The following is a 20,024-nucleotide window of genomic DNA, read 5'->3' on the forward strand; positions in this document are numbered from 1 at the left end:
AAAAAGATACGCATCTGAATTTAACACAATGCAGCGCTTTAGCCCCCTGCAGATAATAGTAGTTGCATCGACCCGTTGAACTCACAGTGAACAGCAGACATTGATATTGTCATTCTAACTTAGCCTCCCCACCCATTCTGTACAAAACTCCAGATATGCCCGCACTAATGCCGAAGGATATTTATGGCGTGCATAGACCTGGTGTAGTGTGACTTTTTTCTGGGGCTGATGAGGTAAAAGCTGTACCAGCTCTCCGCTTTCAAGCCAGGGTTTGGCCGAAAAATCCAGCAACTCGACAACCGCCTTGCCGCTCAGGGCATAATGGATAAGTCCCTGTAAATTATTAGAGGAAAAGACAGGTTTATATTTAACTTTTTCGCTTCCCGATTGCCATTCAAAAAGCCCCTGATTCAAACTTTCCCAGGCCGCAACCGGGAGTCGGGCCATTTCTTCCAGTGTCTCAGGTGTACCGCGACACGCTATTAATTCAGGGCTGGCGACAAATAATGTTTCCAGAGTCATAAGGGGTTTGGCAATTACGTCATCCGTATTCAGGTCACCTAATCTGAGCGCCACATCGACGCCATCCGCGAACAAATCCACGACCCTTTCACTGGAATGACAAAATACGGTTATATCAGGATACCGTTGTTGAAACGCGATCAATAGATCCCACCACAGTGAGAAATTAGGCGGAATGGACAGGCGTAATTTTCCCTGTAGCCTGTGTGCCGAGGTGACGGACTTTTGCGCATCGTCCAGTAACTCAATACCCAGACGAGCCTGCTCAAAGAACTGTTGCCCTTTATCGGTAGGTTTAACCCCCTGCCGCGAACGCTCGAGCAGCAGTACATTCAACCCCTGCTCGAGTTCATTCACTTTCCGGCTTAACGTGGCAATCGGGACCCCAGTCCTGTCACTTGCCGCAGAAAAGCTTCCGGCATTCACCACCGAGATAAACAGTTTCGCTGCATTAAAATCCATTGTGCTTTCCATTATTGAGAATCAAATTCCTATTTTTGGCGATTCCATTCCATTTTGCAAAGAGTAAGATTTCTTCTCGGTCATTCGGCAGCAGAGTCAGCTTCCGGTCTGATATAGAAATTCTAAAAGGAAGCACAAAATGTCTGAATCAATGCTTTTTCGTGATGTCGTGCGTGAACGCCATTCAATGCGTAATTTTCTTCCTCATCCGGTTCCGGAAGACATTCTCCGTTCCGTACTGGAGGATGCGCAGCACTCACCTTCAAACTGTAATACTCAGCCCTGGCAAACACATATTGTCTCAGGTTCAAAAAGGGATGCACTAAGCAAGGCCATTCTCGCTGCGGATGACGCAGGGCAGTTAACGCCAGACTTCAGTTTTGGCATCGATGATTTCTCTGGTGTCTACCGCAAACGTTATAAAGAGCAGGGAGCGGCTTATTATCAGGCTATCGGCGTTAAACGCGATGACTACGATCTGCGTCGTGATGCTTCACGTCGTAACCTGGAATTCTTTGGTGCGCCCCATGTTGCGCTGCTTTTTATGCCGGAAGTGGGCGATAACGTTCGTGTGGCAGGTGATATAGGCATGTACGCTCAGACGCTTCTGCTGTCTCTGACCGCTCACGGATTGGGTGGCGTTCCGCAGACCATGCTGGGCTTTTACGGCGAAACCATCCGAAAAGAACTCGGAGTAGATCCGTCATTAAAATTATTATTTGGTATCTCTCTGGGTTACCCGGATATGGCTCACCCTGCCAATCAATACAGGATTAATAAAGTGTCAGTTGGTGAAAGTGTCATATTTCATCAGTAACGAGAGCACTTTTAAAAATGGAAAACCTACGTATCCGCTTGACACCCTTTAGAACGCCCTTATTTCAGCAACGTCACGATCGCAGGAGGAGATTTTATTACCAAAATAATACGGTTTTCACCACTTTTATGATGACAACCACTACACCACCAGAAGGATCCTTATAATGTACGCACAGATTACACAGTTCACAAAAATGCTCCACACTCTTTCTCGCCTGCTTGATAAAGCGCAAGGTCACGCAGAGGCAAATAAATGTGAATCAGCAGTTATTCTGAATTCCCGTCTTTCACCCGATATGCTCCCGCTTACCTGCCAGGTACAAATGGCATGTGGTACCGCAACACTTGCCACCTCTGTCTTAAGTGGTAATCAAGCCCCATTTTTTGAAGACACTGAGAAAACGATCCCGGAACTTAAAGCACGTATCGAAAAGACTATCGCCTATATCACATCGATGAAAGAAAGCGACTTCAACGGCTGGGAAGAAAGAATTGTTGCACCCACAGGCTGGGCCGGGGCCTTTATTGGAAAGGATTACTTTTATCAGCACGCAGTCCCGAATTTTTACTTCCATATGGTGACAGCATACGCGGTCCTCCGTCATAAAGGCGTTAAGATCGGGAAAATGGATTATATTGGACACCTCCCCTTCATGAAATAATTAACGACCTCACGCACCATTTTTCGCAAATAAAGGTCTTTTTTGTTGCCCTGACAACCGTAGACTTCAGTTGACTCAGCGATCTTCACTACGTTATCGGCCACAATGCAGGGTAATGAACTGTACTGTCGAATTTCTTATGACCGGGAGGGGTTAATTACCTTTTTATAATATAAGGCAATTCCACTCACCCTCCCGGGCCTGATAGTTAACTTCTGGCGAAAGCCAGCAAATCAGGGTTAATTTTTTCAGGATCGGTCGCGAACATTCCATGCGGCAGACCCGGATAGGTTTTCAGGGTACCGTGCTTCAACAATTTGACTGCTTTATGCGCGGAATCTTCAATGGGCACTATCTGGTCATCTTCGCCATGCATCACCAATACCGGCACGCTGATAGCTTTCAGGTCTTCAGTAAAGTCGGTTTCTGAGAATGCGGCAATACAGTCATACTGCGCTTTAGCACCGCCAGCCATTCCCTGACGCCACCAGTTGTTTATCAATCCCTGGATGACTTTCGCGCCAGGGCGGTTGAAGCCATAGAATGGCCCTGCTGGTACGTCGATAAAAAATTGCGCGCGGTTAGCTACCAGTGCGGAACGAAAACCGTCGAACACGTCTAATGGTAAGCCTTGCGGATTGGCGGGAGTTTTAAGCATGATTGGGGGTACAGCACCCATCAGAACAGCCTTTGCTACCCTGCCTTTTTCAGCATGAGCGACATAACGTGCCACTTCCCCGCCGCCAGTAGAGTGGCCAATATGAATGGCGTTCTTCAGATCCAGCGCCCTGGCAAGTTCGGCCACGTCTGCCGCGTAAGTCGTCATATCGTTACCTGTATCGGTCTGATCGGAACGTCCGTGACCACGGCGATCATGGGCGATCACGCGAAAACCTTCAGATAAGAAGAACAGCATCTGATTGTCCCAGTCATCAGCACTTAACGGCCAGCCGTGGTGAAAGACGACAGGTTGTGCACTTTTTGGGCCCCAGTCTTTGTAGAAAATTCGGGTGCCGTCTTTGGTAGTAATGATGCCGTTACTCATAGGGATATCTCCTGAAGGTGATGATAAAAATTTTAAACCCTGGGCGAAGGATGAGTGAGAGAGCCCAATACTTGCCGACAGTGTGCCGCCAAGGATCAACAGTTCACGCCTTGAAATATTTAACTTTCCGATTTCTGCGCCTGACATATGCGCTCCTTTACAGTTTTTCAGGTCATCGCAGTGACGCCTTGTGGAACACATTGTCAGGTAATACGTAAGTGGATACACTTGTCATATATGACATTATAAGTGCTAAAAATGACAAATATGAGTTCTTCAAAAAATAGGGTCGTCGCTGAGATTGGCCTCTTGATTTACCGGGACTGCCAACTCGCCGCTGTGTACGGTCTGACCGATATGTTCAGGATCGCCGCTGATTGGGCTATGAGCATATCTGGAGAGGAGCGCAAACAAGCAATACGCGTTTCGCACTGGCAGGTAAATGAGAGTCTTAATACGGTGGAATGTGTCTGGGACAGCCATCCAGATGAAGCCCACCGCATGAGTTATCTGATTGTGCCGCCAAGTCTGGTGATGCCAGCACTGATGACTTCAACGAAGGTGCCTGCTGACTGGATGAATACACTCTACGAAAGAGGTGTCACGTTGTGCTCGGTTTGCGCAGGTGCATTTGTTCTGGCCGAAACCGGGTTAATTAACCACCGCCGGGCAACCACGCACTGGGCCTTTGCGCAAACATTGGCAGACCGTTTTCCGGCGATAGACGTTGTTGCGGAAAAAATGGTTATCGACGATGGTGATATTATTACCGCTGGCGGCATTCTTGCCTGGATAGATCTGGGACTCACCCTGATAGAGAAAATATCAGGAACGGGCACAATGCTTGCCACCGCTCGCTTTTTGCTGGTCGATCCCCCAAGGCGTGAACAAAGTCCCTATGCCGTATTTATCCCTAATTTTGAGCATGGCGACAGCAAGATTTTGCTTGTCCAGCATCACCTGCACGCCTGCTATTCCGAGCAGCACAGTATTGAGACGATGGCTGAACGGGTGTCCTTGTCACCCCGGACCTTTCTCCGTCATTTCCAGAAAGCGACGGGATTAAGGCCAACAGATTACCTACAACAGGTCAGAATAATGAAAGCGCGGGACGCACTGGAACTTACAGGTCGTGCTGTCGATGTGATTGCGTGGGAAGTGGGATACACAGACACGTCTGCCTTTCGCAGGATCTTCCGCAAAATTATGGGCGTGACACCCAGCCAGCACAGGCAACGGTTTAACACTGAATAATCTGATGCTCTCGTTTTAACCCATTGAATGGGCAGCCTGATATCGGGCATGTGGATATGTATATCCCTGGCAGACTTCACTTTTCCGCTGAGCTCCGGAAAAGTGACAAGACGGAGCTTTACTGAAAGCTGATTTTGATTGAGTTGGATTTCTACTGAACTAGGCTTACTGGGGAACAGTTATGCCAAATAGCCCAGGTCCACTGTGAGCGAAAAGCGGAAATGGGTAATTATCTGTCATCAGATATAGCTACTGAAGCTTTGCCGATTCACACATTTAATTTCTACGCTCTGATCTTAAGACCAGCGAACGTAAAAACTCCTTTAATCGCTTTGCCGGAACTGACAGCTGCTGTTCTTTAATAGTGAGCACTCCCACGTCCATGTAAGTGATACAGTCTTCAATTGTTCTGCGGATGATGCGCTGACCGTTTAGCGACCAGGGACGGTAAACCAAGTCGGATAGAATGGTAATCCCCAAGCCCTGGGCCACGAGACTGCGAATTGCTTCGAAGGAATTGCTACGAAAGATGATGTTGGGCTGATATCCATTGCGTTGCCAGATATTGGTGATCACGGTGGGATATTGATCTGTTTCAAGCATCAAATAGGGTAGCTTCTCGATATCCTTTAAGCAGATAGTGGGTTGGCTCAGCAAAGAATGTCCAGGGGAGACCCACAACTGACGTAGCGATCGAATAATGGTTTCAACTTCAAGGTCGCCACTGAGCTGAATATTTGAGGTTAACAGAAGACAAAAATCAACGTGTTGCTGACGCAGAGCTGCCAGCAGTGCATCGTTTGTGGCCTCGAAATAATCGATTTCAAGTAAAGGGAAATGGGTTGCAATATCATTGAGCATCTCAGGCAACAGGTAGGCCGAGAGCGTCTGTGCTATCCCAACTCTCACTTTACCGGTAGTCGTTTCAGGTTGACGATACAAGTCTTCTAAAGCGATATGGCTGTTGGTGATGATAGTGCGGGCATGCATCAAAAAGCGTTCCCCGGCCAAAGTAAGCTGAATCCCCTTGGGCTGGCGTAAAAATAGTTGAGTGTTAAGCGCCCCTTCCAGATTACGTAACGCAACCGTCATGGAAGACTGCGAAACATGGCAACGATTTGCAGCTTTAGAAACCTGTAACTCTTCTGAAAGAGCTATGTAAAACTCAAGTTGCCTGAAAGTAAAATCCATAGTTTTAAACCATACCTGGTGAACAATAATTTATATTAGCATCTCTATTTCTTAAGCAGTAATCTTGAAAGAAAGAAATCTTTGAAAGGAAGTTGTGATGCCTTATTTATACCTAACTCTTGCCGCTGTTTTTTGGGGTGGGAATTATGTCGTAGGTCATTTCTTAGTGGGTGTAATGGACCCTGTTTTATTATCATTAGCTCGCTGGATATTCACTGCTATACTTTTGCTAACCCTTTACCATAGGCAGGTTCGTGGACAACTGATAGCAATTAGGCGTTCTTTTCACATCGTATTCTTCCTGGCTCTATTTGGGCAGGTATTATTCCCATTGACTTTATACGTTGGGTTGCAATATACGTCATCGCTAAATGCTGCCATTTATTTATCAACCACCCCTGCATTTGTCCTGTTAATAAATAAAGTAATTTTCAATGAAAGTATATCAACAAAAAATATTTCCGGGGTAATAATAAGTTCTCTCGGGGTGGTCTGGCTAGTAATCCAGGGGGATTTTAACCATCTGGACAACTTAAAGCATCTCAATCGTGGTGACTTGTGGACTATAGGATCGGCAGCAAGCTGGGCGATATATTGCGCATTTCTTCGTATTAAACCCCGTGAAGTGGGAGGAAGTGCATTTGTAGCTGTTAGCGCAACAATCGGGGCGGTAATACTGCTTCCGATATCGATTACATCTGTTGCAAGAACGGGCCTTCCAGTGCTCACCGAATTCACCCACAGCGGTTTGGTTATTGGATTATTATATCTAATTATTTTCCCTTCATGGCTCTCATATATATTATGGAACAAAGGCATTCAGGCCATAGGCGCGACGCGTGGAGAAGTATTTTCGCATTTCATTCCGCTGAGCGGTGGTTTATTTAGCGTGTTATTTCTAAATGTGCCATTACATTTATTTCACTTGGTCAGCGCGTTGTTGATTATTTGCGGTATTGTTCTCTGTTCTGGGAAATCAGCAAAGAGAATGGTCAATGTTACCACGTCATAAACGAAACGCTGTTGGTAAAAATATTGTCCGCCTCAGGTAAAAAGCGTGCCGGACGTGTCGTTCAGAAGGTCTGCTGTGAGCGAGAAGCGGACATGTTAGCTCATTATGATTGGCTGCAGCGGTCTATATAAGCCCTGAGAGCAGCCAACTGGTTGTCATATTAGAGCAAGGAACGTTCAGTTAACCCGGTAAACGACTGAGTATGGCACCCGACTGAAGGAGTCGTGACAGCATAAGATCGGGATCGATCTTTTGGGAGGTGAGATACAAACCTGGACATTCTTCTTCCTGAAGAAGCGATTCTATACCAACAGCCACACCTACCGCGGTCAGGAACGCCTGTCCTTCCGGATGCGTCAGCTGGAATTTCAACTTACCATCCCGGCCATCAGTGAGCGTACCCTCGATCTCATAAATAATGTCGACTGATGGTTTTTCACCATGACGGCTGCCATGAGATTGGCCAAGTGCAAAGTCAACGCGGACTGAGGTTGCGCCGGTGGCGTAAGCCAGTTCTGCAGCATCAAACCCGGGGAAACTCATTCCTGTGAATGCAAAACCATCTTCCAGGGTGTATTCCCTCATTTCTTTTCCATCTCGTGGAACTATCCATTGAGAATCTTCAAGCAGCAACCCAGCTTCCTTCTGAGAAAAATCACCAGAATCGGCCTGACTTGCCGGTCCGCCAAGATCGTTCTCATCCATAAGCGCAGCAGCACGGATAAGTTTTACCTTCTGGAAGTAGCCAGAGCAATGAATGCCTGCAGAAATAAGGATGCCAGCAAAACTGGTATCCTGAATTAGCACCCTGCAAGCTGGATTACGAAGATACAACGTCAACTTAGGGGCGATGTGGTTCAACTGGGTAGCAATACTTGTATAAGGTATGCCGTGTGCAATTGCGTACTGTGCCGGATGAGTGGAAAGATCGTTGGTTAAGACCGCAATGCCACTGAATTTCATTGAGGAATCAATGCCCAAATCGGCCCTTAGCGTATCAACTGCGATACCGGTTGTGTTGTCGTATCGCGCGGCGGATTTTTGGGCTTGTTCTGCATTCCTGCCAGCGATAACCACAGGCAGGTCGGGTAAAAATTGATTCAGACGTGATACCAGGTGAGAACCGACCGTCCCGTAACCACCGATGATAAGAAAAGGTTTATGCATAATTAATCTCTGAAGGGGAAGCGTTAATGGAAATCAGTCGTTCATTTCTCGGCTGGAGCTGCAGAAAGAGTGCGCAGGACGTGTAGAGCACCCTTTAAGTCGCCAGGGTATATCTGCATACTGGCGCCCAGACACAGTCCATCAGCAGCCATCCTAACCACGGCGAACTCAGGGCGATCTTCCAGGCAGCCGCGTTCGTTAAGAATGCCCAGATACCATTCCCGCCATTTCTCGCAGATATGTTCATCCGCCATGGCAGACTTCCATAACGTCACCATGTCCGGGTTATCAATAGTTGCAGCGCCCATTTCAAGATAGGCACGAGTGAATGCACCGATATCACAGGGGTCCATATCTATCCGCCGTGTAATTTCGGCAGAAAACTCATTCACCATTTGTTCAAACACGCAGTTTAGAAGCGCGTCTTTACTTGGGAAATGATGAAAAAATGCACCTTTGGTCACGCCAGCCATATCACAGATTGCTTGCACACTGGCAGTGGACAAACCGTTACGCGCCGCCAGTGCTTTGGTGCATTCAATTAGTGAAGCCCTGACCAGTGCAGGCTGTTTTTTACGAAGATGATTGATTGTCATTAGACAAACATACCGATCGGTATGTTTGTTGTCAATTACTCAGGAGCGTCTGCTCCTGGCAAAAAACTCTCCCTGTCAGGGCTTTAAGGGCAGTTAAGAGCAAACAACTGATATCATCACAATTCGTCTCACACTGAGTCGCTGAGTCCATGGACTTGAACCTTCTTCAAGCCATCTGATATATGCTACGTCAGTCAAAACGGAGTTGAGCAATGACTGAGCTGAAAGCACCCTACTGGAATCGCATGGTTCCCGAACTGACAGTAATGGATTTTTCTGTCTCCCTGCACTTCTATAAAGGACAGACATGACAGCATATTCAAACTCTGATGCGGCAAAGGATTTACGCTCGGCCTTAGACAAGGGACCCGCAGGCGCTGTGAAAGGAGAATGGTTTTTTATCACCGAACAGGCTGGAGTCTCCTCACAAACCGGAGGCTACATGTATGCCGACGGAAGTCACGTTGCAGAGGGTACCCACGCCTTCCAGAAGGTCCGAGAGGTCGTCGAGAAACTCGAAGCATCAAGGATTCAGCCCTTTAATAAAGTTATCGTTCATTGGACAAGGTCTAAAATACCGTTCATACGGGGGAGCGTTACCGTTGACACGCTCTTCGATGAGACAATTGTGCCGCGTGGTCCTCAGGATCCGATTTATGAGGTAGCTGCTGTAGCAAGGCGAGCCTTTTGGGAAAGGTATGGCAGCGTCTCAGATGGCTTTACGGTTGAACGAGATGACGCAAACGTGCACAACCAGACGAAATGGTTCGGGCCCCATCGCCGGGTGCTCAACACGAAGAGCAACACCACATTAACGCTGGCCACTGATGGCCTCTCGACGCCCTCGGCCGGCATTGCCGACCCGGAAAATGGCGTAGAATGCGAGCTTGTTATGGAGTTAGACGCTTCGGATATTGCCCGCCACCCGATTAATGACTGGGCTCATCTCTTGATCAACCTGGGCGATCTCGTCGCCGATGGGTATCAGGTTGCTGCCGATGTTGAAAAATATGGCGCAATCCTGTTTTGCATGCTTACAGACGACTTTAAGCCATTGACCCGAATCATCCTCAGCCTTGATGGCCGCAGGATTGATAATCTGCCTTTCGGTTCCGTTCCGCTGATCCGAGTAACGCCGATAGCAGAGTCGGAGATTGAACACCTGGACCCATCCGATGAATGGGCATCAAACGCAGCAAGACAGGCTCTCGCGGCACGGCAGTTAGAAACATAGACAATTATCGCGAAGTGGTTCATGCCCCTGACGAGGCAGAGTGAGTTCAGTCACCTGCCTTAAAAGAAGAACAGTATCAAATGATTTAATCTTGTTTCGCTATGAGCGAGAAGCGGGCAATATCAATGCCTTGGCCGCTTTTTCCGGAAAAGAAAAACTGCAACGGCTGTCAGGACACCGATCAGTGGCATAGCGCCAGCGCCTGCTAAGAAATTACTGTGGTCTACCCGATTATTCCTTCGAATATCAGCAAAGCGGGTAAGCGCGTTTTCTTTATTGGAAGAACTAACTTCTTCAAATTGTTTTTCATAACCCTGTTTAATTAAATGAAAAGCTTCGTGCTCTTCCGATTTTTCCAGCACAACTATTTGCTTATCTTTTTTATAAAAACAGTAATTAGGCATTTGCTCATCCATATGGACGAAGTCGGTAAGACAATATAGACACTCAAGTTTAATGTTGTACACAGATATTGAACGTCCTTTTGAAGCCCTACCCATTGTTTTTTCAGCTACACCCGCGTCTGACACGAAGCGGGCGAGCGTGTGGCTTCAGAATACCGGTAATCCCAACCCCTCTTTCACTTCCCGTAATGTCTTCTGCGTGACGTTATGAGCCCGTTCGCTCCCTTTTTTCAAAAGCGCAATAAGCGCACCTTTATCCTGAATGTAAGTTGCACGACGCTCGCGCATGGGCGCAATCAGTTCCTGCAGGCAAATCTCTAGCTCGTTTTTGCATGTCCTGTCACCCAGCCCGCCCCGGAGATAATGCGCTTTCATTTCCGCCACTTTTGCTTTATTGGCGTGAAAAGCATCCAGATAAGTGAAAACCCTATTTCCGTCTATCTGCCCCGGATCGGTGGCTTTTAAGTGATTAGCGTCGGTGTACATCGCATTGACCGCGCGATGGATGGTTTCTTCGCTGGCAGAAAGTAGCAACGTATTGCCGAGTGATTTAGACATCTTGGCGTTACCGTCAAGACCAGGCAGGCGGCTGGTTTCGCTCAACATCGCGTTGCAATGATGCAAAACAGGTTCCGGCATTAGGCTGTTCATTTTACGCACGATTTCATTGGTCTGTTCAATCATCGGTAACTGATCGTCGCCGACGGGAACCTGGTTGGCTTTGAAGGCCGTGATATCAGCCGCCTGACTGATGGGATAGACCAAAAACCCGACCGGTAGTGAGCGGGTGAACCCTTTCTGTGCAATTTCGTTTTTTACCGTTGGGTTACGTTCCACGCGTGCCACGGTAACGATATTCATATAAAGCGCGGTGAGTTCAGCAAGGGCGGGCAACGCAGATTGCAGACAGATTGTCGTGAGCGAGGGATCAATACCTGCAGCGAGATAATCGGCAAGGACTTCGGGAATGTTGTCTCGAATCTTTTGAGGATTGCTACCGTTATCGGTCAGTCCTTGCAGATCTGCGACCAACACAAACTGTTGATAATGATGTTGTAGAGCAACGCGCTGGCGCAGCGAGCCGGCATAGTGACCGAGGTGTAAAGGCCCTGTTGGACGATCGCCCGTAAGAATGATGGCTTTGCTATTCATATAAGACTCCTTAAGTCGTAAACCGAAAGGGGTCTTATAAATGCAAATAACCGCTTTCGGCGGTTATTTGAAATGGAAAATACATTATCAGGCCGCCCTTAGAAAGGCAGCCACCAGAGGTCGTGTTTGAAAGAATAGATGACGTGTTCTGTATTCATCAAATGAAAGTATCATGGTCAAGTATAGGGGTAAAGTGGCAATCAGCTTTTAACGCTTTCAATACAACCACAGGGAATGTCCATGCTGTATTCAGCACGACTGATACGTTATCTCAGCTACCGGGGTCAACCCTAAATATGGTGGTAGTGCAACCGGCCTTCATCGCGTTAGTCTGTTTGCGCCAAAGGGACCACAAACAAGAAGCGCTGTATGGAAATTATTTTGATGCGACATGGAAAGCCTGCTTTCACTGGTTTGACGAAAGTAACGAGCCTTGAGATGGCCGAGTGGATTTCACGATATGACCTCTCTGATACGGGCAGCGATATTCCCCCACAGCCCAGCAAAACGTTAGCATCCAGCGCATTGCGCATCATAAGCAGCCCTCTTCCCAGAGCGCTTTCTTCCCTGATCGCATTAGGGCGTAAACCTGACCTCATAGATGACGTTTTCAGAGAAGCTGGCTTGCCCCTACTCCACGTGCCGGCTTTTAGGTTATCCCCCCTCTTCTGGGCGTCGGTTTTCCGTGTCATGTGGCTTTGTGGCAGCTCCCGTAATGTAGAGTCCTTGGGGCTCGCTAAACAACGCGCCGTTCAGGCTGCGGATATCCTGGTAACATCTGTAAAAGAAGCAAACGGGCCCGTGCTGCTTATGGGGCATGGGGTGATGAATCGACTGATTGCAAAGCAACTTATATCGATGGGCTGGAAAGAGAGTCGTCGACAGGGTAAGGGTTACTGGAACGCTCGCACCTACCACTTACAGTAAGTAAAGATCGTGATTACACATCCAATAATCCCGCAATGATTTTTTTGCTAAACACTTCTTTCAGCTTGCCCCGGGTTGTCAGGGGTAACATAACAAGGACGACACCCATGCGTACCGCAACAATCCGCGCCACCCTCGGCGGGGCTCTTTTATTATTGTCAGTATTAGCCTCCGCGTCCGCAACGCAGTCTAAGGCCATACCTTCAGCGCATCCGATTTCGCAGCGTATCTCTGTACAGACGCAAGGCTCAGGGCCGGATGTCATCCTGATTCCGGGGCTGGCGTCGTCTCGCGACATCTGGACCGATTTAGCAGCCACTTTACGTAAGAACCACCGTATTCATCTTGTTGAACTCGCGGGTTTTGCAAGTACGCCTGCCGTTTCCAATCCACAGGGACAGGTCATCGCTCCGGCAGTTGACGCCATCGCTGATTACATCCAAACCCAGCACATCCAGGCACCGGCGATCATTGGCCATTCGCTTGGGGGAGAGGTGGCATTGATGCTGGGGGCCCGTCATCCCGACCTGGTCGGTCGGTTGATGATCGTCGATGCCTTGCCGTTCTATACGCTGATGATTGACCCGGCAGCGACCAGCGAAACGGCGGCCCGGCAGGCCACAGCGATGCGGGATTGGCTACTGGGGCAATCGCCGGAGCAAAGAAAAGAGTTTCAGAAGACATCCATAAACCGTTTAGCGAAGACCGAGGCGGTGAGGCCTGCTTTGGTGACGGCGGGGATCAATTCCGATCGTAAAACGGTTGCCGATGCCGTGTATGAATTGATGATCACCGACCTGCGCCCCGAGCTCGCGCGCATCAACGCGCCGATGGAGATCCTGTACGCGTATGACCCCTTATTCGGGATCCCAGCCGCCAGCGTGGAAGCAATGTACCGTCAAGCCTATGCTTCTGCACCTGATGCCCATTTCACGCAGATCGACGACAGTTTTCACTTTGTCATGCTGGATCAGCCAGAACGGTTTTCCACCGCAGTTGAGTCATTTTTAAACAAATAAAGGATGGTGCTGAACATCGAAATTTTGCAAAAGAAAGACTGGGATTTCTGATGCCGGAAAAAACACATGGAATTACTTTTAAAGGAGGATGCGCTGAGGCGCACCTCCCTCATCGTGAATAAATATTTAGCGTAAAATGTTGCTGTTTTATTCAACAGATTGAATTCAGCAGTTCTCTTTCCCGGGCCTGTTCTCTATTTAAAAGTCACCGTCACAGTTGCCGTGGCGCTGTAGTCGCCCAGGAGCGGCGAAATGGCTGTCCAGACAAATCCGGCATAATATTCATGCATCATATGGTCACCGCTAATCATACCGAAAGTCTGGGGTGTATTAAGGGGGATCCGGGGTAGCAGGTTACTGTTTTCAGAAATAATAAAACCAAAACCGCTATTTGCTACCGGCATGATTATACTCCCGTCCTTAACCGGGTTGCTGGAACTTAAAGTCAGCAGCAGCGTCTCACCGGTGCAGGTTTTTCCACTTTTTTCCCTCGTCAGGTCCACTATGACGTTGAAAGATTTGGTTTTTTCAATCCTACCAGGAGCCGCCCAGCGGGCATTGATCACCCCAAAATCAAGCGTATCAGGCACCAGCGTTACGCGGGGAGTACAGGCAATAAAAGTAATATTATTCAGGCCGGTTATATAAAGGTTAAAGTTACCATCATTTCCTCCGCTTCCTACACGCAGCCCGCCCACGCCATCAACCTGGAACAGCGAGAGGCTGACATTGCCCATCACTTTGCCGTCATCTGCTGCAGGTAAGCCAGTGGTTTTGATATACACCTGGTAGGTAAGCGTAAATGTCTGAGAGGTGGCTGGCGAAAGGCAGCCACCTCTACCATCTGAGCGGCAAAGGGTAGCCGGACCAATTTCGATCTTGTCTCCCTTGATAAGTTTGTAATCCACATTTTTATACGTTATCCCTACTTCCAGGGAATTATGGATATTTTTAACCACATCATTGGGATCAAGCCACAGATAGGCGTTTTCCCCTTTAGGATAGCCGTTGGTATCGGTGCAGGTAAAAGTGGCAGTAATGGGTGACGAAACCCAGATCTTCGTATTTGCGCCAAAATCCCCAACGGAGGCCTTTAACACGCTGTCGATAGCCACGGTTTCGCTCACAGAGGTGCCTGCTTTACACGTCAGGGCCTGTGCCGCTGAAGAAAATAACGCCAGGCCGAGCATGGCAGTCAATAAAAAATATCGTCCGGAAGTTTTCATCATGCCATCCCTTTATTGGCAAACTGCACTCAGTTCGCGATAACCTGTTTTCTTCTGTCCCTCATCCTCCGGGATCTGAATAAGACATTGCTCGTCAGACTGGTCACCCCAGCGAATTACCAGCGTTTCGCCATGCTCAACGCCGGACACAAATACGTCTCCGTCCGGCCCTACAATGCCATTACTGCGCTCACCGCGGCTGTAAGCCTGCGACCCGACAGGTGGAAAACTGTTATCCGGCAAGCGACTGTGGATAAGCAGGCTTCCGCCGCTGTAAGTTTCGAAGCGAATGCGGGTTATTGCACCCCGGGTTGGTACCGTTTTCTTTGTCGCCACTGGCACATCCAGGTCGTCAGGGAAATCATGAGTATTCAGCGTGTAGACATTATTACGGTATGGAATGGCGTTGGGAGCCACAGTATAACCAAATGGATCAATTCGGTTACCCGTCTGATTTTTCAGACCAACACCCTGCGCATTTTCAGCCTCGATCAGCGTAAACGTTGAACCCAAAGGTTGCGACAGCGTCAGCCCGCCACTGTGTGCGACAAGGCCACCGGAAAGGTTCAGGCTGCTTTGCTGCGCGTGTTCAGAACTGGCATAGCCGAGCCACAGGTTTCCGGCATGCCCTCGATAACCAATGCCCGCGCTTCCTGCGGTACGCTCTGAATCATTCTGTGCCGCCTGCACGCTGTAGCTGAGCCGGTTATCTTCCAGCAACGAACCACTAAGCCCGGCAGTGGAGGATACTTTACCCGAACGGTCACTATGAAAATCTGCCGTTGCGTTAGCCGGTTGGCCACTAAAGTTTAGTGGCAACGATAAACGCAGGTTCAAACTGCTGTCATTCGCGGTGTAATGGTTACGGGTATTCTGGTAATAAAGGCTCCAGGTGACTTTGCCCAGTACGGAGGATAAACCAGACTGTACCGTGGTATCCGACCGGCTTCCCTGCCAGTAATTTTGCTTGCTGAAAGTGAAATATAGCTGGCTAAGCTCGCCAATCTGCTGGTTGACTGAGACATCAAGTCGATCCTTTTTGGTGGCATAATTCGACTGGTAAGTAATGTCTGGCCGGGTGACAATCCATTGTGGATCGCTATTTTCGTCTTCATCCCAATAATAACTTTTATAGTGGTCATTATCCCAGCGACGACGCTCCTCCACCGCTTCCTGAAAGTCATAATATCCGGAAGATGAATAGCGGTATCCCCCCACCACGAAATCAGTGTGGGAATCAATAAATGATTTAGCATATAAAAAACGCGCGCTGGCACCCTGGCGGCTGTCGCCCCGGGCAAGACGGGTATCGGATAGAGCGAGATCAAAAGAAACGGCGCCGAGATTGCCCATGTTTTTTCCGAGCCCCGCAGCTACGCTGCTGTAATGTTCGGCGGTAAGTGCGCCAGTGTTCAGGGTGATGGTATTGCTCACGCCATAGGAAAGCTGACTTTCAGCAAAAGAAGGAGAATAGCCTTCAGCTCCATCATGATATTTTCCGGCAACCAGCTCATAGTTGTACTGGCCGTAACGAACCAGGCCGGGAAGGACTGTATAGGGGATGACCAGGTTACTGTGCCGTCCGTCAGCCTCAATAATGGTGACGAGCAAATCACCGCTGCGGCTGGCCGGAACAATATCGTTAAATTCAAAAGGGCCGGGTGAAACGTTGGTTGAGTAAATCAGGTAGTTGTTTTGCCTGACTTCCACCCGGGCATTACTCTCCGCCATTCCCCGTACCACCGGCGCATACTGAGACTGGCTGTCGGCGCGCATCATCTGCTCCGAAGCAAGCTGAAGACCACGATAAGGAACGCTGTCGAAAACGGTATTTCCGGTGCTGGTCTGGCCGAAAATAAGGCGGCTTTGCAGGGAGGGAAGCGCACGCTCCGCCCAGGAAGCAACGTTCTGCCAGTGGTGCTCCTCACCGCTGTTTTTGGTCAGGTTGGACGAAGAGCGCAAGCGCCAGGCACCAAGGTTCAGGCCGCTGTTCAGATAAAGATAGGCATACTGATTATTTTCGCCGTAGCTTTTTATGTTATTTGCCACGAGATTGTAATTAATAAACGCTGCCGTAACACCTTCATCGTACAGTGTGGCGGGTACAGCTCCACGCGGTTGTTTATTCATATAAAGCTGTGGCACCTGGATATCCAGACGATGCTCCGCGATAGTGACATGCATTGAGGCACCGGGGAACTGGCTGGCCAGATCCACGCATTGGCTCTGCTGTTCTCCGGAAATACCGACCGACCATGCCTGCAGTTGCCCGGTGCTGAGGCAGGGGCGTACCTGGTTGTTTTCCTTGCGCCTCACTAACTCGATATCCCGCTGCTCAACAAGCACTTGGTTCACATAGACATCCAGTGCATAAATGCCGGGTATAATGCCGGAATCAGGATCAATGAGATTGATCAGGGTGCCGGCGTCCACGCCATGAAAAAAAGCGGTGTTATATTCACTTTTCGCTGCACATTCCGCCCCGGGAAGTAACGCTGAGGTCAACGCACAGATTTTTATAAATGACCGTTGCATAATGACACATCCCTGACATTATTTTAATCGGTGCCGAAGTGTTAATCCATTTTAACTTCCGCAATCCCGCCATGATCGTTAATATATGTCAACCCGACCACTTTCGAGCCTTTTGAAAAATTAATCGTCTGAACGCTAAACGGTGAAATCATTGTTGCAGGTATGCGTTTCTCAAGCCCTTGCACGTTGCGAAGAACTAACTGATTAAGGCTGACATGTAAAGGCCCGTTATTATTAATGACCAGTGCGTCGTTAAACTTTTTAATTTTTAGCTTATCAACTTCACCTGCAAGTGTTGTTTTCAGCGCTACCGGACGATAAAAGAGTTTCAGTCGGGTGCGCACGGCCAATTGCATCACGTTTGGCTCACTGGCGCGCGGGGGTATTTCCTGCACATTTATCCAGATAACACTCTCTCTGTCCGTCGGAAGTCCGGTGCCTGAATAAATAGACCGCAGCACTGTCGACTGATCAGGAAGAAGTTTAAGTAAGGGCGGGGTTACCACCATTGTTTTATTACGGTTGCCGTCATCAGCATCAAGCCATGTCTGCACGATATAATTTTTCTTCGCTACATTATGAATGGTGAGCGAGGCAGACTTATGTTCTCCCGGGTAAATAACCCGGGAGCTTTCTATCTGAACCGCAGCAAAAACATCTGTCGCGAATAACGATAATATAAATACCATAAGCAATTTCATATATCACCTGAGAAGTGCAGGCCTTGAATGGCCTGCATGGATTTATTTCTGAATAATAGTAAAGGTGGCCGTAGCGTTGGCTACCCCGGCTGTCAGATTGTCTGTATCGAAAGCATAATAATGTGCTTTCAAATAAAATGTCCCGGATTCGTTTTCCTTTGTTATGTTTACGCTGGCGTCATGAACAGTATCGAGTTGTTTCGATAAAGTGACAGGATTATCAGCAATGTCCGTCACTTTAATTCCCACCCCTTGAGCAACACCATCGCCACCTGCCTCATCAAGGGCTAAAACGTTTTCCTGGCCTGAAGGGCTGGTACCATCCAGCACCAGATAATAAGTACCTATCTTACAGCCCTGCAGGGTGATGGCAAAACCTACGGCCGGGCCGTTTATGTCATTTTCCAATCTTTCAACAGGGACCGTCCCCATAGGGACGTTGATCTCGGCATTGTCACCATTGCTTACCATACAACTCGAAGTGCCGATATTACCCATAAATTTAAGTGTACCGTCTGCTGCCAGAACAGAGGTGGAGGAAAGCCCTAGCATTAATATAGCAAGGTAAAGAGATTTGATTTTCATAGACAACTCCTTCTGTGAATAAAATAGAATTTTTTCTTAAATAAATGGATGAATACAAAGAGTGTTTTTAGCTAATTAAGCGCATCTGTTAATACATACTGTTTTCACATCTTATTTCTCATATTATAAAAACATGAGAGTCTGTATCTACCTTCCTTACTCTGCAGATGCATTATCTTGCCAGAATCATCTAAGATGCAATTAAGAAGGGTCCGTCTGTGTACGCGATAAATCCCAGGTTAAATTAATGGAAAAAAATTAGACGGGAGAATTCCCTTATTAATCACGTGGTTAAGATTGTCGCGTCGAGATTCTTTTGTTTTCTGAGTTAACTGATTAGTCTGGCTTTTATGATCTTGCTCATCTTTCAGTGCGACAATACTCAATTTCTGAGCCTGCATTTTCAGGCGGCAATAAGAAACCTGACCCTCTTCTTCTTCACTGTCATGTTGAAGGACTTCTTGATGGCTCAACAGGGTCAGGGATTTTTAAAATTACTGGTAGTAATATGCTTATTTACCGTCGATTCATGCCATACAACGCAGCGCCTTAATTCCCTTCATATCGGTCAGCGTGCACGTATCGAAGATACTTTCCGCAAGGTCCACCATCGTCATAGGATTTTCTGGACCGGGTCAGTCAGATGACTTTAGGTAGTATGAAGGGGGCCGCTTGCAAACGGGAAATATCCTACGCCAAGCCTGTTTTTTAAGTAGACATGGTAGGCAGCTTCGAACGAGTAACGGAAGTTCACTCTTACTCCTTCAGTTGAAGGACGAATCATTAGCACTATCGTGCTGTCACCCACTCAACTTTGCTATAGGGTGACCAGAGAAACTTAAGCAAAAGTATTTGAGCCAGGGTTTTCCCGCCGTAAGACGCAATACCAGGCATATGGTCTTCAGTCTCGGATTCAAGCTCACTGACTTATTTATCGACCGTCAGCGGTACTTCTTCCATGCTTGCGCCACCGTTCAGCCGGAATGTGATAGTGATAATTTTCGGCAATAAAGTGGGGTTCATGCCACACCACTTTTTCATTGCACGGATCGTTTCTTTCTCAAACACATCGGCTGGCTGCGCTGATACGATTTTGATGTTTTCCGCGCACCCTTTTGTATTCACAGTGTATGAAGCCCTTACAACCCCCTCAATCCGGCCAGCCTGTGCTTTTGCAGGATAATAGGGCTGGTTCTGGGTAGCGGATTTACCTGCCTTTATGTCTCCAGGAGTATCTGTATGTACATAATGCGTACCATGCGGCGCAGATGTACGATTGTATTCAGTAGTAAGCTGCAATTGCGCGGCGTAATACCGGGCAAAAATAAGAATGCCGCCATTTCGTACTTGCGATGTAGAGCACGCTTGTTGCAACAAGCAATACATCAATTACACGTCCGCTCCTGGCAAGATCCCCACATCAAACACCCATAAATGCCCCCTTCCCGATAAAAAACCCACAATTTCTGCCCAACACCAAAACTGTCAGTGATACAGTGACATGCCAATAT

At 48.1% G+C, this 20,024-nt stretch carries 19 protein-coding genes; 7 read left to right on the forward strand and 12 right to left on the reverse strand.

What is annotated here, in order from left to right:
• Positions 1-114 precede the first annotated feature (114 nt).
• Positions 115-984: a LysR family transcriptional regulator gene (locus tag M8013_RS05645; RefSeq protein WP_271266828.1), complete on the reverse strand. Its 870-nt coding sequence runs from the start codon at positions 982-984 to the stop codon at positions 115-117.
• Between the two features lie 139 nt (positions 985-1,123).
• Between M8013_RS05645 and M8013_RS05650 the strand changes: the two genes are divergently transcribed.
• Positions 1,124-1,801, forward strand: coding sequence for a nitroreductase (locus M8013_RS05650; protein WP_271266829.1), 678 nt, complete (start codon positions 1,124-1,126; stop codon positions 1,799-1,801).
• 166 nt (positions 1,802-1,967) lie between these two features.
• The gene (locus M8013_RS05655) at positions 1,968-2,465 is read left to right on the forward strand and encodes a DUF1993 domain-containing protein (protein ID WP_271266830.1); all 498 of its coding nucleotides are present in this window, start codon (positions 1,968-1,970) and stop codon (positions 2,463-2,465) included.
• 208 nt (positions 2,466-2,673) lie between these two features.
• On the opposite strand, the gene M8013_RS05660 is transcribed toward M8013_RS05655, so the two are convergent.
• Entirely contained in the window at positions 2,674-3,510 is an 837-nt protein-coding gene (locus tag M8013_RS05660) for an alpha/beta fold hydrolase (protein WP_271266881.1), read from the reverse strand.
• 267 nt (positions 3,511-3,777) lie between these two features.
• Here M8013_RS05660 and M8013_RS05665 point away from each other — a divergent pair, with 267 nt between their 5' ends.
• Positions 3,778-4,764, forward strand: coding sequence for a GlxA family transcriptional regulator (locus M8013_RS05665; RefSeq protein ID WP_271266831.1), 987 nt, complete (start codon positions 3,778-3,780; stop codon positions 4,762-4,764).
• Between the two features lie 276 nt (positions 4,765-5,040).
• Here the strand turns inward: M8013_RS05665 and M8013_RS05670 are convergent, their stop codons facing one another.
• Positions 5,041-5,955, reverse strand: a complete 915-nt coding sequence (locus M8013_RS05670) for a LysR family transcriptional regulator (protein WP_271266832.1) — start codon at positions 5,953-5,955, stop codon at positions 5,041-5,043.
• Positions 5,956-6,052: 97 nt separating this feature from the next.
• Between M8013_RS05670 and M8013_RS05675 the strand changes: the two genes are divergently transcribed.
• Entirely contained in the window at positions 6,053-6,967 is a 915-nt protein-coding gene (locus tag M8013_RS05675; RefSeq protein ID WP_271266833.1) for a DMT family transporter, read from the forward strand.
• Between the two features lie 180 nt (positions 6,968-7,147).
• On the opposite strand, the gene M8013_RS05680 is transcribed toward M8013_RS05675, so the two are convergent.
• Positions 7,148-8,134 (reverse strand): potassium channel family protein, encoded by a 987-nt coding sequence (locus tag M8013_RS05680; protein WP_271266834.1) that lies wholly within the window; start codon positions 8,132-8,134, stop codon positions 7,148-7,150.
• A gap of 41 nt (positions 8,135-8,175) precedes the next feature.
• Positions 8,176-8,730, reverse strand: coding sequence for a TetR/AcrR family transcriptional regulator (locus M8013_RS05685; RefSeq protein WP_271266835.1), 555 nt, complete (start codon positions 8,728-8,730; stop codon positions 8,176-8,178).
• Positions 8,731-9,037: 307 nt separating this feature from the next.
• Between M8013_RS05685 and M8013_RS05690 the strand changes: the two genes are divergently transcribed.
• A complete protein-coding gene (locus tag M8013_RS05690) occupies positions 9,038-9,964 on the forward strand; it encodes a hypothetical protein (protein ID WP_271266836.1) in 927 nt (308 codons plus the stop codon).
• Between the two features lie 122 nt (positions 9,965-10,086).
• On the opposite strand, the gene M8013_RS05695 is transcribed toward M8013_RS05690, so the two are convergent.
• A complete protein-coding gene (locus M8013_RS05695) occupies positions 10,087-10,368 on the reverse strand; it encodes a hypothetical protein (RefSeq protein WP_271266882.1) in 282 nt (93 codons plus the stop codon).
• 147 nt (positions 10,369-10,515) lie between these two features.
• On the reverse strand, positions 10,516-11,520 hold the full coding sequence (gene trpS, locus M8013_RS05700; protein ID WP_271266837.1) for a tryptophan--tRNA ligase: 1,005 nt from the start codon (positions 11,518-11,520) through the stop codon (positions 10,516-10,518).
• A gap of 369 nt (positions 11,521-11,889) precedes the next feature.
• Between trpS and M8013_RS05705 the strand changes: the two genes are divergently transcribed.
• Together M8013_RS05705 and M8013_RS05710 are read left to right on the forward strand one after the other, a co-directional pair.
• Positions 11,890-12,447, forward strand: a complete 558-nt coding sequence (locus M8013_RS05705) for a histidine phosphatase family protein (RefSeq protein ID WP_271266838.1) — start codon at positions 11,890-11,892, stop codon at positions 12,445-12,447.
• Between the two features lie 107 nt (positions 12,448-12,554).
• Positions 12,555-13,466, forward strand: a complete 912-nt coding sequence (locus M8013_RS05710; RefSeq protein ID WP_271266839.1) for an alpha/beta fold hydrolase — start codon at positions 12,555-12,557, stop codon at positions 13,464-13,466.
• Positions 13,467-13,660: 194 nt separating this feature from the next.
• Here the strand turns inward: M8013_RS05710 and M8013_RS05715 are convergent, their stop codons facing one another.
• The 5 genes from M8013_RS05715 to M8013_RS05735 all read right to left on the reverse strand — a co-directional run bounded on the left by M8013_RS05715 (position 13,661) and on the right by M8013_RS05735 (position 19,899).
• Complete coding sequence (locus M8013_RS05715) at positions 13,661-14,695, reverse strand: fimbrial protein (protein ID WP_271266840.1); 1,035 nt, start codon at positions 14,693-14,695, stop codon at positions 13,661-13,663.
• 9 nt (positions 14,696-14,704) lie between these two features.
• Positions 14,705-17,227, reverse strand: a complete 2,523-nt coding sequence (locus M8013_RS05720; RefSeq protein ID WP_271266841.1) for a fimbria/pilus outer membrane usher protein — start codon at positions 17,225-17,227, stop codon at positions 14,705-14,707.
• Between the two features lie 41 nt (positions 17,228-17,268).
• A complete protein-coding gene (locus tag M8013_RS05725; RefSeq protein ID WP_271266842.1) occupies positions 17,269-17,928 on the reverse strand; it encodes a fimbrial biogenesis chaperone in 660 nt (219 codons plus the stop codon).
• Between the two features lie 42 nt (positions 17,929-17,970).
• The gene (locus tag M8013_RS05730; protein WP_271266843.1) at positions 17,971-18,513 is read right to left on the reverse strand and encodes a fimbrial protein; all 543 of its coding nucleotides are present in this window, start codon (positions 18,511-18,513) and stop codon (positions 17,971-17,973) included.
• A 927-nt stretch (positions 18,514-19,440) separates the two neighbouring features.
• Entirely contained in the window at positions 19,441-19,899 is a 459-nt protein-coding gene (locus M8013_RS05735) for a TonB family protein (RefSeq protein ID WP_271266883.1), read from the reverse strand.
• Positions 19,900-20,024: the final 125 nt, after the last annotated feature.

Source organism: Silvania confinis (genome assembly GCF_025564085.1).
Classification (GTDB): Bacteria; Pseudomonadota; Gammaproteobacteria; order Enterobacterales; family Enterobacteriaceae; genus Enterobacter; species Enterobacter confinis.

Excerpts from the sequence above, each read along its gene's own strand:
- M8013_RS05670 (WP_271266832.1), bottom strand. The coding sequence starts at position 5,955 with ATGGATTTTACTTTCAGGCAACTTGAGTTTTACATAGCTCTTTCAGAA.
- M8013_RS05720 (WP_271266841.1), bottom strand. The coding sequence starts at position 17,227 with ATGCAACGGTCATTTATAAAAATCTGTGCGTTGACCTCAGCGTTACTT.
- M8013_RS05725 (WP_271266842.1), bottom strand. The coding sequence starts at position 17,928 with ATGAAATTGCTTATGGTATTTATATTATCGTTATTCGCGACAGATGTT.
- M8013_RS05710 (WP_271266839.1), top strand. The coding sequence starts at position 12,555 with ATGCGTACCGCAACAATCCGCGCCACCCTCGGCGGGGCTCTTTTATTA.
- M8013_RS05680 (WP_271266834.1), bottom strand. The coding sequence starts at position 8,134 with ATGCATAAACCTTTTCTTATCATCGGTGGTTACGGGACGGTCGGTTCT.
- M8013_RS05730 (WP_271266843.1), bottom strand. The coding sequence starts at position 18,513 with ATGAAAATCAAATCTCTTTACCTTGCTATATTAATGCTAGGGCTTTCC.
- M8013_RS05665 (WP_271266831.1), top strand. The coding sequence starts at position 3,778 with ATGAGTTCTTCAAAAAATAGGGTCGTCGCTGAGATTGGCCTCTTGATT.
- M8013_RS05735 (WP_271266883.1), bottom strand. The coding sequence starts at position 19,899 with ATGTATTGCTTGTTGCAACAAGCGTGCTCTACATCGCAAGTACGAAAT.
- M8013_RS05690 (WP_271266836.1), top strand. The coding sequence starts at position 9,038 with ATGACAGCATATTCAAACTCTGATGCGGCAAAGGATTTACGCTCGGCC.
- M8013_RS05685 (WP_271266835.1), bottom strand. The coding sequence starts at position 8,730 with ATGACAATCAATCATCTTCGTAAAAAACAGCCTGCACTGGTCAGGGCT.
- M8013_RS05645 (WP_271266828.1), bottom strand. The coding sequence starts at position 984 with ATGGATTTTAATGCAGCGAAACTGTTTATCTCGGTGGTGAATGCCGGA.
- M8013_RS05695 (WP_271266882.1), bottom strand. The coding sequence starts at position 10,368 with ATGCCTAATTACTGTTTTTATAAAAAAGATAAGCAAATAGTTGTGCTG.
- M8013_RS05705 (WP_271266838.1), top strand. The coding sequence starts at position 11,890 with ATGGAAATTATTTTGATGCGACATGGAAAGCCTGCTTTCACTGGTTTG.
- M8013_RS05715 (WP_271266840.1), bottom strand. The coding sequence starts at position 14,695 with ATGATGAAAACTTCCGGACGATATTTTTTATTGACTGCCATGCTCGGC.
- M8013_RS05650 (WP_271266829.1), top strand. The coding sequence starts at position 1,124 with ATGTCTGAATCAATGCTTTTTCGTGATGTCGTGCGTGAACGCCATTCA.
- M8013_RS05675 (WP_271266833.1), top strand. The coding sequence starts at position 6,053 with ATGCCTTATTTATACCTAACTCTTGCCGCTGTTTTTTGGGGTGGGAAT.
- M8013_RS05660 (WP_271266881.1), bottom strand. The coding sequence starts at position 3,510 with ATGAGTAACGGCATCATTACTACCAAAGACGGCACCCGAATTTTCTAC.
- M8013_RS05655 (WP_271266830.1), top strand. The coding sequence starts at position 1,968 with ATGTACGCACAGATTACACAGTTCACAAAAATGCTCCACACTCTTTCT.
- trpS (WP_271266837.1), bottom strand. The coding sequence starts at position 11,520 with ATGAATAGCAAAGCCATCATTCTTACGGGCGATCGTCCAACAGGGCCT.